Here is a 10,736-nt window from a genome sequence, read left to right on the forward strand (position 1 = left end):
ATTCTGTAAAAATACACAAATTTCCACACAGTTGCGTCTTTAAAGCTGCGCTGTGACCACGCGCTTGACGAAATCCGGGCCTGGATTGGCTGCCGAGCAGTTGGCCGCGTTACACGCAGTGGACGTGATGCCGAAGCGGTCGGCGGTCTTGTCGCTGGCGCTGCCGTCGCCAAATGCTGCCGCCTTCGGGGTGCAGCTAATGGTCACTGTGAAGCCGGACAAGGTAGTCCCCGCCGGCAAACTAAAGCTGATCGGCGCCGCGCAATTCAGGGTCGAGTAATGCGCGCCGTCGGCGCCTTGCAAGGCCGTGAACAGCGCCCACTCCATGCCGGCCTTGGCCGCCAGGTAAGCGCGCGTACCCATTTCATCCTTGGTGGCGGCGTCCTGCTGCGCGCTGGTCAGCGACACCACCGCCACGGCCAGTCCGGCAATCACCACCAGCAAAAAAATCGCCGTCACCAGCGCTACGCCGGCTTGTTTGCGCAAGGTCTTCATGGCGTATTGTCCATGTGAATTTGATGAACCAGCGTGACCGTTTCCAGCCCGTTGGCCGAGACGCCGGCGCGCGGGCGGGCCAGCGACAGCGTCATGCCGATCAGCGCGGAATGCAGGCTGCCCGCTTGGGTAGCGCTAAAGTCGCATTCCTGCACATTGGTCGCCAGCAGCGGCGTATTGCTCGTGAAAGCCACCGTCGCCTGTACTGCCGAGAACGGGTTATTGGAAATCCGCGCCAGCGTTCCTGTGCCATCAGCCTTGCCCTCGCAGCGGAAGGTAACCGGCGTATTGATCACAAAGAATCGATGGTCGGGCGAGGAGTTGGGCACCCGCCCCTGCACCGCCGGGTCCGCGAAATTATTGTGGGAATTCGCCAGCGTCACCGTGGTACCGCTGACCGTCACCACCCCTTGCCGGTTCAACTGATTGACAGTAACAGGAGACTCACCCGCAAAATAGGCATCCGCATCGGTGATGCCGTTGCCGAGGTTGTATATCGCGATCAGGTCGGTTGCGGTGTTAATGGCCGGCATCGGACCGACTACATCAAATTGGGTCGCCGTATTCGAGGTAAAGCTCAGTGGGATGCCGCTGCTGGCATTGTCTTCCACCGCGAGATACTGCCCTGCCGCCTTGACCGGAATGAACTGCACGTACCATACACCGCCGCTGTACAAGGTGCGGATGCTGTTAGGCAGTGCGCCGCGCAACTCGCGCGCCATGCGACGCAGGGCCAGGTCGGCGGTGTCGCTGAGATCGGCGCGCGCCGAGGCGTCCACATAATTCTGGATCGGCTGACGGATGAACAGCACCATCACCCCGGCCAGCACCCCGGTCACCACCATAACGATGATGGCTTCCACCAGCGTGAAGCCACGCTGCCTGAGGGCGAGGGTGCGGGCGCTCTTCATGGCAGGAAGTTCGGCGCGTAGCGCGTGCGGTAGGCGTCCAGCTCAACGTAGTCGTTGGCGCCGGTGCCATAAGTGGTGCGTAGCGTGATGCGCAGGCCGCGAATGTCGTTGGCGTCCGAACTGATGGCGCGCCCGGCCGGCCCGAGCGTCCCGCTCACCGAGGGATCAAGATAGCGCAACGTCACCGTGGTGGTAATGCCGGCCAGCGAAGCATTGCCGATGGTCGCCAGGCTAGGATTGACACCCAGCGCGCGGCCATTGATATCGACATCCACCCCGCTGACGGCAAAGCTGCGCTTGGCCGTGTTGGCCGCGCCGGCGTAGTTGGCGACGTTGCCATACGGCCGCCCCCCGGCCGGCGTGCCGATGACCAGTGGCTGGCCGCCGCAGTTGGCTTGCGAAGTGGCGTCGGCAGCACCGGCATAGTTCGGGTCGCAGAAGGTGAAGCGGGCCAGCAAGACTTCTTCCATCAGCGCCTCGGCAATCATCAGCGCCTGCTTGCGGCGCACCGGATCGGCGCTGTGGTTGCCGCCGATATTCAGCACGCCGATGATGCCGGCCGCCGCCACGCCGATGATCACCATGAAGATCACCAGCTCGATCAGGGTCAGGCCGGCCTGGCGCTTAATGGACATAGCCGGTCTCCGCTTCGATGGTGACCGCGTTGGTGCTGGTCCCGCTGGTAAAAGTCAGGATCATGCGCGTGAAACTGGAGCTGCCAACGGTGTCGGCACTGTTGTAAGGCCGGCCGAGGCTGTCGAAGAAAAAGAATCCGCCGGCGCCGAATTCCGGCCGCACGGTATTGCTGGTGACCGTCACGCTGGTGTTGGGACGCGCCTCGCACATCCAGTTGCTGACGTAGGCTCCGCCGAGGATGCAGTAAGCGCGGGTAGCCGAGCTACCGCTGTTACTGCCGCCGGAGGCCGCGGCCAGTGCAGCGGCGTTGGGACAGCCGCTGGCGAAGCACACCGCAAAGCCGCCCGGCTCGGAACGGACGAACACCGCCCGGCCCTGGGTAATGGCCAGCTTCTGCGCGTAGCGGATAATGCCCTTGGCCTGGTCGGCGTAGGAACGGTTGGAAAACGAAGTAGTGTCGGCAAAACGGGCATAGCCAATGCCGCCCAGGATGCCCATCAACACGAACACGGTGATCAGCTCCACCATCGTGAAGCCGGCCATACGCCGGCTTCTGGCTATGGAGCGCGAGGACATATGCCCTGCTTGAGGTGCGCCTGTATCAGCAGCCGGTAGTCGTGACCGTGTAGACTGGCACGGTATTCACGGCCGTCGGCTCGGTATATTTGACATAGCAAGTCAGGCCCTTGGTAGAGCCGGCGACGCTGTTCGGTATCACCGCAACTTCAGTCGCACTGGTGGCAGGTGCGTTGGCAGTTGCTGCCGAACCAGCTGCCACGATGGTGTAATCAGCCGTGTTCACGCCCGACGCGGTGGTAAATCCGGTGTCAGCTTTAGGGTAGCCGCTGGCAGCGGTGGTGGCATAAGTAATAGTCGCGCCTTCATACGCAATCGTTGCATTGGCGGGATTCAGCAGCCACGAGCCATGCGCGGACGCAGCCGTCGCAGACATTGCACCGCGCACCGCATTCAGCGATGCGGTACGGGCGTCGCCACCCAAATTGGAAAATCTCGGCAACGCAGTCGCCGCCAGGATGCCAAGGATGACAATCACCACAATCAATTCGATCAGGGTGAAGCCGCCTTGGGCCTGGTTACGCATTGCGGTCGGTGCTGGCTTGTTCATTACTTTCTCCAAATCATCTTAAATGTCAGTCCTCAACCTGTTCAAAGGCCACACTTCCGGGCTCTGGACTCTGGGGTAAGTAAAATAATTTTACCTTGAATTTCAAACGTTTCGATTGAGCATCTACAAAAGAAATTCGCTTATTTAACAAATAAATCAGACTTTTATCCGTGCGGTTAAAGCACCAATTTCCCGCGCCGATATCCTTGTCATTCGGATTAAATAACTCACCTGCATAGTTGGCAGGCTTGCTTTTTAATAAATTGAGCGGATTTTCTTCGGTAAAAATCGTTAAATCGATGCTACGCCCCGGCAATTTTGCTTCAACTACCTTAATTTCTAAGGCGGCCCGTACGTTAGCCACTGTCATTTCTACGGCGGCCTTCTCTGCCTCATCCTGGTAGTACCAGATCCGCTGTAGCAGCAATGCCATCAAAATTCCAATCACCGAAACTGTCACAGCGAACTCCAATAAGCTCGCTCCCCGTTGTTTCGCCGACACAAACATTGCCAAGAAAATCATTTTATTCCTGTTAGTGATGCAAGGCAGCCTTGCCCAAGTCCCAGATCGGCAGGAAGATGCCCAGCGCCAGCACCAGCACCATAACGCCAAGGAAGACGATCAGAATGGGCTCGATCTGCGCCGACAAGGTCTTGAGTTCGTAATCCACTTCGCGCTCATACATCTCGGCGATCTCTTCCATCAAATCGTCGATGGAGCCGCTCTCCTCGCCCACCGCTATCATCTGCAGCACCACCGGCGTGAACACATTGGTGGCCGCAGCCGTGCGCAGGATGCTGTCGCCGCGCTCGACGCCGTCGCGCATCTGCTCCACGCGGGCCGTCAAATAGGCGTTATCCACCGTCTGCGCCACCACCGACAAGGCTTGCACGATCGGCACGCCGCTGCGGCTGGACAGCGCGAAACTGCGGGCAAAGCGCGCCATCGTGGCTTTTAATATGATCTTGCCGGCGACCGGGACTTTCAGCTTGAACTTGTCCCACTTATACAAACCCCGTGGCGTACCCACCCACGCCCGAAAGCCCCAGAAACCCAATGCCGCCGCCGCCACCAGCACCGGCCAGTAGCGCACCGTGAAGTTGGAAGTGCCGATCAGCACCCGTGTCATCAGCGGCAGCTCGGCGTTAAATTTGGCAAACACGCCGACGAAGGCCGGAATCACGAACATATTCACCACGACCATTGCAATCACCATGGCGAGCACCACAAAAGTCGGATAGCGCGTGGCCGTCTTGACCCGCTCGCGCATGTCACGGTCGAACTCCAGGTGGTCGAACAAGCGCAGGAACACTTCCTCCAGCCGCCCGGTCATCTCGCCCACCCGCACCATCGACAGATAAAACGGCGAGAACACCTCCGGATGGCGGCGCATGGCAGCCGACAGCTCGCGGCCCGCATCCAGCGATTCGCGCAAATCCTTGATCACCTTGCCGAACGACTTGCTGACCGCCGATTCCTGCAAGCCCGCCAGCCCGCGCATGATGGGCACGCCCGACTTGAGCAGCGTGTACATCTGGCGGCTGAACAGCTGCACGTCCATCGACGTGACTTTCTTCTCCAGCAGTTTGTTCCACCAGTCTTCGCCGTCGCCGGGAGCGGCGGCTTTTTTGGTCACCACAATCTCGATCGGCGTCACACCGGTATTGAATAGCTGGTCGGCCACGGCGCCGCTATCGACCGCCTCCAGCACGCCTTGCATCAACTCGCCGCGCGCGTTGCGGCCCTTGTAAGCGAAGAAAGGCACTGGTTAGTCCTCGACCTGGTTACTGATGCGCATGGCTTCCGACACCGTGGTGCGGCCCTGTATCACCAGCGCCACCGCATGGCGGCGCAAGGTTTCGCCGCCCATCTGGGCCTGCGCCACTTTCAGGAAGTGCGACGGATCGATATCGTTGGCGGCGTCCACCACCGCCCGCGTCATCTCCAGCAATTCGTACACGCCGGTACGGCCGCGATAGCCCATGCCATTGCAGTGCGAGCAGCCCTTGCCGTGGAAGTAGCGACCCTTGTCGACCTTGTCATTGAGCTCCAGCGACAGCCATTCGCGCTCGGTCGGCGTCGGCTCATACGGTGTGGTGCAGCTTTCGCAGATCACCCGCACCAGGCGCTGCGCCAGCACCGCCTGCAGCGACGAGCCCACCATGTAGCGCGGCACGCCCATGTCCATCAGGCGCAGCGGCGTACTGACGGCGTCGTTGGTGTGCAGCGTGGACAGCACCAAGTGACCGGTCATGGCGGCGCGCAGGCCAATGGCGGCGGTTTCCTGGTCGCGCATCTCGCCGACCAGCACGATGTCGGGGTCTTGCCGCAGCGCCGAACGCAGCACGCGCGCAAAGTTCAGATCGATCTTGTCGTTGACCTGCACCTGGTTAATGCCGGGCAGGCGGTACTCAACCGGGTCTTCCACCGTAATCAGCTTTTTCTCGACCGAGTTCAGCTCGGCCAGCGCGCAATACAAGGTGGTGGTCTTGCCGGAACCGGTCGGGCCAGTCACCAGCACCAGTCCGTTCGGACGCTGAACAATGGCGCGGAATTTCTCCAGCAGCGAGCGCGGCATGCCGATGGCGTCCAGCCGCAGCTGGGTGCTGCCTTGGCTCAGCAGACGCATCACCACCGATTCGCCGTGCTGGGTCGGCATGGTCGAGATCCGGACGTCGATGCGCTGGTTTTTGACGCGCACGGCAAAGCGGCCGTCTTGCGGCAAGCGCTTTTCCGAGATGTCGAGGTCCGACATCAGCTTCAAACGCAGCGCCAGCGAGGGGGCGATCTTGATATCGGCCTCGGTCTGCAGGTGCAGCACGCCGTCGATGCGGAAGCGGATTTGCAGCCGGCCTTCCTGCGGTTCGATGTGGATGTCGGAAGCGCGCACCTGCGCCGCATCGTCAAACACCGATTGCAGCAGCTTGACCACCGGCGCTTCTTCCAGATTGGGATTGGCGGCGGCCAGCGCGCCGAAGTCGATCGAGGCGGTATCTCCCAGATCCTGCTCCAGCTCGCGCGCCAGGTCGGAAATATCTTCGGTGCGGCGGTAGATGCGATCGATGACAGCCAGCACCTCGGTCTCGTTGACCACCGCCAGCTCGATACCCTGCTTGACGATGCGGGCAATCTCGTCATACGCAAACAAGTCGGTCGGGTCGGACATGCCGACCAGCAGCGCGCCGTTGCGCTCTTCCAGCACCAGCGCGCGGAAGCGGCGTGCCTGCGTCTCCGGCAGCAGCCGCACGATCTCCGGATTGATGTTGAAGAACTTCAGGTTCAGGTAAGGGATGTTCAGCTGCCGCGCCAATGCGCCGGCGATCTGCTCCTCGGTCACATAGCCGTTCTCGACAAACACGCGGCCCAGCTTGCGTCCGCTGCGCTTTTGATCGGCCAAGGCCAGCCCCAGTTGCTCTTCGGAGAGCAGCTTCTGCTGTACCAGAATTTCACCCAGCCGGACTTTCTCTGGCCTCGACATGCGCTCTCCTTGAAGATACTCACCAAAAACTTGCGGCCATTCTAGTCCACAATGCGGGCTCAGCGCGAGGGTAGGTGTCGCTTTCTTTAGACGGATGCGCTACAGTGTCGGCCATGACACTCCCTGCCCTGCGCTTCCAGCAAGTCTCCAAACGCTACGGCGCGGCCAGCGTGCTGCGCGGCGTGGACCTGGAACTGGGCGCCGGCGAGTGCTTCGGCCTGGTCGGCGTCAACGGCGCCGGCAAGACCAGCCTGATCAAATGCCTGCTCGATTTCTGCGCGCTGGACGGCGGCAGCATCGACATCTTCGGCCAGCCGCACCACCAGCCAGCCGCGCGCGGGCCGCTGGGCTTCTTGCCCGAACGCTTCACGCCGCCCTATTATTTAACCGGCGCCGACTTCATCCGCTACCTGCTGACCTTGCAAGGATTGTCCTACGATGCGCAGGCCGTGAGCGCCATGTTGAGCGCACTCGACCTGGATCCCGGCGCGCTGAAGCGCACGGTGCGCAGCTATTCCAAAGGCATGACCCAGAAACTCGGCCTGGCCGCCTGCCTTCTGGCGCGTAAGCCGCTGTACGTGCTGGACGAGCCGATGAGCGGCCTCGATCCGAAAGCGCGCGCACTGCTGAAGGATGAATTGCGCCGCCTGCATCAATCCGGTAGTACAGTGTTCCTGACCTCGCACGCGCTGGCGGACGTGGACGAGCTGTGCGACCGCATGGCCATCCTGCATGACGGCGCCATCCGGTTCAGCGGCACGCCCGCCGAATGCCGCGCCCAGTATGGCGCCGACACGCTGGAACAAGCCTTCCTGACCTGCATTGCGTGACTGATAGCGTAACGACGACCATGTACCAAACCCACTTCGGCCTGCGCGAATCGCCGTTCAACATCACGCCCAACCCGGCGTTTTTCTACTCGGGGAACACGCGCGGCGACATCCTGGAGGCCATGCTGTACGCGGTTGGCCACGGCGAAGGGATTATTAAAGTGACTGGCGAGGTCGGCACTGGCAAGACCATGCTGTGCCGTATGCTGGAAAGCCGTATGCCGTCTCACATTGACGTGATTTACCTGGTCAATCCGAACCTGAATCCGCTGGAAGTGCAGCACGCCATTGCCGCCGAACTGGGCCTGCCGACCGGCGGCCTGCGTGCCGATGAAGTCCAGCGCGGCCTGCATGCCGAGCTGATCGGCCGCCACAGCGCTGGCCGCCAGGTGGTGCTGCTGGTCGAAGAAGCGCAAGCCATGCCGCTCGACACGCTGGAAGCGATCCGCCTGCTCACCAATCTGGAAACGGCGCGCAGCAAACTGCTGCAAATCGTGCTGTTCGGCCAGCCCGAGCTGGACCAGCACCTGGAGTTGGCCAGCATGCGCCAGCTGAAAGAACGCATCACCCACAGCTTCCAGGTGCCGCCCCTGAAATCGGACCTGACCGGAGATTTCCTGGCGTTCCGCCTGCGCGCGGCCGGCCACGACGGCCCTGCACTGTTCAGTCCGGCGGCCGCCAAACTGATCGCCGAGGCCTCGCAGGGCATCGTGCGCCGCATCAATATCCTGGCCGACAAGGCGCTGCTGGCCGCATTTGCCGACGATGCCGAAGCGGTAGAGGCTAGCCACGCCCGCCAGGCCATCGCCGAAACGCCGTTCGGCCGCCGGCGCGCCCGGGTGACGACCAAGGCTGTTGTTATAGCAGGCGCGGCGGTCCTGATTTGCATTCTCCTCCTTGCGGCGGCGCGGAATTTGTAAGATCATGCCACCTATAATTGCAAAAGCACAACAAAGCGAACCACGATGAAAAAACTCAGCTCCCCCTTCGTCCCCGTGGTGTGCAGCGTTCTGCTGAGTGCTTGCGCCAGCCATCCCATCACGCCATCCCCGGTCCATATCAGCGAACCGCCGCCACCCGTTGGCGCGATTCCGGAACCGGTGCAGCAAAGCGTGGCGCTGCCGCCGCCCAAGCCAGCCGCCAAGGTCGCCACCTACAGCGTGACCGTGCACAAGGTGCCGGTGCAGTCGCTGCTGTTTGCGCTGGCGCGCGACGCCAGCCTCAACGTGGACATCCATCCCGGCATCGACGGCCTGGTGACCCTCAACGCGCTTGACCAGACCCTGCCGCAGCTGCTGAGCCGCATCCAGCGCCAGGTCGACATGCGTTATGAAATCAACGGCGAAACGCTGACGGTGCTGCCGGACAGCCCGGAATGGCGCAATTACAAGGTCGATTACGTCAACATCTCGCGCAGCACCTCCAGCAGCGTGAACATCGCCACCCAGATTTCCACCACTGGCGGCGGCGGCGATTCCAGCTCCAATCCGGTGCAGGCGGCCAACCAGCAGCAAAGCCAGGCTACCACCGTCCAGGTCAACACTGGCAGCAACCAGAACCAGCAGCAGCCGGGCAACCAGCAAAACGGCGCGATGGGCAATGGCTCGAATAACTCCACCACGGTGGTGAACAATCGCTCGGACAATAACTTCTGGTTCAATATCGAGAAGAACATCCGCGACATGCTGCGCGCCTCCAACCTGAACGACAATCCGGTCGATCCGCTGGCAGGCCAGCCGAACCAGGCTGGCGGCGCACCGTCACTGGGACAGCGCAACAACAATACCGCCAACTCGGTGATCGTCAATCCTGAGGGCGGCCTGATCGCGGTGCGCGCGACGGCGCGCCAACATGAAAAAATCGCCCAGTTCCTCGACGTGGTGCTGGGCGCAGCCAAGCGCCAGGTGCTGATTGAAGCCACCATTATCGAGGTCAAGCTGAGCAACGCCTACCAGCAAGGCATCAACTGGTCGAACCTGGCCGGCGGCGGGTTGAAACTGACGCAAGGCGCGGTGGGCACTCTGCCCAGCGGCGTCACAGTCGGCACCACGCCGGGCATCTTCCTGCTCAACTATACCAACCCGACCAGCCGCCTGGGCAGCATTGCCACCACCATCCAGTTGCTGGAGTCGTTCGGTAAGGTGAAAGTGCTGTCGAGCCCGAAAATCAGCGTGTTGAACAACCAGACCGCGCTACTCAAGGTGGTGGATAACAATGTGTTCTTCTCCATCAAAGTGACGCCGGCCATCCTCAGCGCCAACGGCGTGCCGACCACGCCGGCCACCTATGAATCGCACCTGGAAACCGTGCCGGTCGGCTTTGTGATGAGCGTGACGCCGCAGATTTCCGATACCGATGAGGTGACGCTCAACGTACGCCCGACCATCACCCGCGTGGTGGGCAAGGTCAAGGACCCGAATCCGGCGCTGGCCGCCGCCAACGTCACCAGCGAAGTGCCGGTGATCCAGGCGCGCGAACTGGAGTCCATCATGAAGGTCAACAGCGGCCAGATCGCCGTCATGGGCGGCCTGATGCAAGACTCGGTCGACAACGCCAAGGACAGCGTGCCGGTGCTGGGCCGCATTCCGCTGCTGGGCGACCTTTTCTCTTACCGTAACGAGAACACCACCAAGACCGAGCTGGTGATCTTCATGCGGCCGGTAGTAGTGAAGGACGCCAGCATCAACGGCGACTACAAGGATTACCGCTACATCCTGCCGGGCCAGGTGCCCGACACTGAATCGTACCCTGTTCCTGCTAAGGCCAATGGATCATGAGTCTGCTAATGCAAGCGCTGAAGAAAGCCGAGCGCGCAAAACAAAACTCGCTCTCCGATGACGAGCTGGACAAGCCGTCGGAAGCCTTCGACGAGATCCTGGCGCTGACGCCGGAACCAGTGCAACCTGCCGCCGCCACCGCTCCTGCAGCGAAGCGCGAGTTCAACCTCGATAGCCTGAGCCTGGAGCCGATGGCCGGCGAGGCGCCGGCCGCTGCCGCTGCCGCACCAGTCGCCAGCAGCGAGCCGCGCCCGTCGCCGAGCCCGCTGCCAGCCGCCAGCGACCACAAGGAACCGGGCCTGACGCTCGACCTGGCGCTTGATCCGTCCGCTCCTGCAAACGTTGCCGCACCAGCCAGCGCCGCCGAAGCGCCGTCATCCGCTGCCGCGTCGGCAGGCCATGGCACGTCGTCCGCCGCTGCGGCTGCGCGTCCAGCCGACGACGCCGGCCTCGCTTTCACCCCGTCGCCTTCCGTGCCCGCC

The 10,736-nt window shown here is 62.0% G+C and carries 11 protein-coding genes and 1 pseudogene; 4 read left to right on the forward strand and 8 right to left on the reverse strand.

The window, feature by feature from the left end; translation table 11 throughout:
- Window positions 1-39 precede the first annotated feature (39 nt).
- The 8 genes from GTP46_RS26145 to GTP46_RS26180 are packed head-to-tail and all read right to left on the reverse strand — an operon-like array spanning window position 40 to window position 6,647.
- Complete coding sequence (locus tag GTP46_RS26145) at window positions 40-495, reverse strand: agglutinin biogenesis protein MshP (protein WP_161009559.1); 456 nt, start codon at window positions 493-495, stop codon at window positions 40-42.
- A complete protein-coding gene (locus GTP46_RS26150) occupies window positions 492-1,406 on the reverse strand; it encodes a type II secretion system protein (protein ID WP_161009560.1) in 915 nt (304 codons plus the stop codon). Before GTP46_RS26150 ends, GTP46_RS26145 begins: the two co-directional genes overlap by 4 nt.
- Window positions 1,403-2,041 (reverse strand): prepilin-type N-terminal cleavage/methylation domain-containing protein, encoded by a 639-nt coding sequence (locus GTP46_RS26155; RefSeq protein WP_229259102.1) that lies wholly within the window; start codon window positions 2,039-2,041, stop codon window positions 1,403-1,405. The genes GTP46_RS26150 and GTP46_RS26155 overlap by 4 nt, the downstream gene beginning before the upstream one ends.
- Complete coding sequence (locus GTP46_RS26160; protein WP_161009561.1) at window positions 2,031-2,585, reverse strand: pilus assembly FimT family protein; 555 nt, start codon at window positions 2,583-2,585, stop codon at window positions 2,031-2,033. Before GTP46_RS26160 ends, GTP46_RS26155 begins: the two co-directional genes overlap by 11 nt.
- 58 nt (window positions 2,586-2,643) lie before the next feature.
- The gene (locus GTP46_RS30225; protein WP_308495453.1) at window positions 2,644-3,168 is read right to left on the reverse strand and encodes a type II secretion system protein; all 525 of its coding nucleotides are present in this window, start codon (window positions 3,166-3,168) and stop codon (window positions 2,644-2,646) included.
- A gap of 25 nt (window positions 3,169-3,193) precedes the next feature.
- The gene (locus tag GTP46_RS26170; protein WP_161009562.1) at window positions 3,194-3,691 is read right to left on the reverse strand and encodes a type II secretion system protein; all 498 of its coding nucleotides are present in this window, start codon (window positions 3,689-3,691) and stop codon (window positions 3,194-3,196) included.
- A 10-nt stretch (window positions 3,692-3,701) separates the two neighbouring features.
- Complete coding sequence (locus tag GTP46_RS26175; protein ID WP_161009563.1) at window positions 3,702-4,934, reverse strand: type II secretion system F family protein; 1,233 nt, start codon at window positions 4,932-4,934, stop codon at window positions 3,702-3,704.
- A 3-nt stretch (window positions 4,935-4,937) separates the two neighbouring features.
- Window positions 4,938-6,647 (reverse strand): GspE/PulE family protein, encoded by a 1,710-nt coding sequence (locus GTP46_RS26180; protein WP_161009564.1) that lies wholly within the window; start codon window positions 6,645-6,647, stop codon window positions 4,938-4,940.
- A gap of 113 nt (window positions 6,648-6,760) precedes the next feature.
- On the opposite strand from GTP46_RS26180, the gene GTP46_RS26185 reads away from it, so the two are divergent.
- The 4 genes and pseudogenes from GTP46_RS26185 to GTP46_RS26200 all read left to right on the forward strand — a co-directional run.
- On the forward strand, window positions 6,761-7,477 hold the full coding sequence (locus tag GTP46_RS26185; RefSeq protein ID WP_161009565.1) for an ABC transporter ATP-binding protein: 717 nt from the start codon (window positions 6,761-6,763) through the stop codon (window positions 7,475-7,477).
- A 20-nt stretch (window positions 7,478-7,497) separates the two neighbouring features.
- The gene (locus GTP46_RS26190; RefSeq protein ID WP_161009566.1) at window positions 7,498-8,397 is read left to right on the forward strand and encodes an ExeA family protein; all 900 of its coding nucleotides are present in this window, start codon (window positions 7,498-7,500) and stop codon (window positions 8,395-8,397) included.
- A 45-nt stretch (window positions 8,398-8,442) separates the two neighbouring features.
- Window positions 8,443-10,254 carry a pilus (MSHA type) biogenesis protein MshL gene (mshL, locus tag GTP46_RS26195; RefSeq protein ID WP_161009567.1) on the forward strand — a complete coding sequence of 604 codons (1,812 nt, stop codon included), beginning with the start codon at window positions 8,443-8,445 and terminating at the stop codon, window positions 10,252-10,254.
- Window positions 10,251-10,736 (forward strand): annotated as a pseudogene (locus GTP46_RS26200) (tetratricopeptide repeat protein); the annotation flags it as partial. The gene mshL and the pseudogene GTP46_RS26200, both read left to right, overlap by 4 nt.

This window comes from Duganella flavida, from assembly GCF_009857445.1.
GTDB classification, from domain to species: Bacteria; Pseudomonadota; Gammaproteobacteria; order Burkholderiales; family Burkholderiaceae_D; genus Rugamonas; species Rugamonas flavida.

Coding starts and splice junctions, on each gene's coding strand:
- GTP46_RS26145 (WP_161009559.1), bottom strand. CDS start 495: ATGAAGACCTTGCGCAAACAAGCCGGCGTAGCGCTGGTGACGGCGATT.
- GTP46_RS26150 (WP_161009560.1), bottom strand. CDS start 1,406: ATGAAGAGCGCCCGCACCCTCGCCCTCAGGCAGCGTGGCTTCACGCTG.
- GTP46_RS26155 (WP_229259102.1), bottom strand. CDS start 2,041: ATGTCCATTAAGCGCCAGGCCGGCCTGACCCTGATCGAGCTGGTGATC.
- GTP46_RS26160 (WP_161009561.1), bottom strand. CDS start 2,585: ATGGCCGGCTTCACGATGGTGGAGCTGATCACCGTGTTCGTGTTGATG.
- GTP46_RS30225 (WP_308495453.1), bottom strand. CDS start 3,168: ATGAACAAGCCAGCACCGACCGCAATGCGTAACCAGGCCCAAGGCGGC.
- GTP46_RS26170 (WP_161009562.1), bottom strand. CDS start 3,691: ATGATTTTCTTGGCAATGTTTGTGTCGGCGAAACAACGGGGAGCGAGC.
- GTP46_RS26180 (WP_161009564.1), bottom strand. CDS start 6,647: ATGTCGAGGCCAGAGAAAGTCCGGCTGGGTGAAATTCTGGTACAGCAG.
- GTP46_RS26185 (WP_161009565.1), top strand. CDS start 6,761: ATGACACTCCCTGCCCTGCGCTTCCAGCAAGTCTCCAAACGCTACGGC.
- GTP46_RS26190 (WP_161009566.1), top strand. CDS start 7,498: ATGTACCAAACCCACTTCGGCCTGCGCGAATCGCCGTTCAACATCACG.
- mshL (WP_161009567.1), top strand. CDS start 8,443: ATGAAAAAACTCAGCTCCCCCTTCGTCCCCGTGGTGTGCAGCGTTCTG.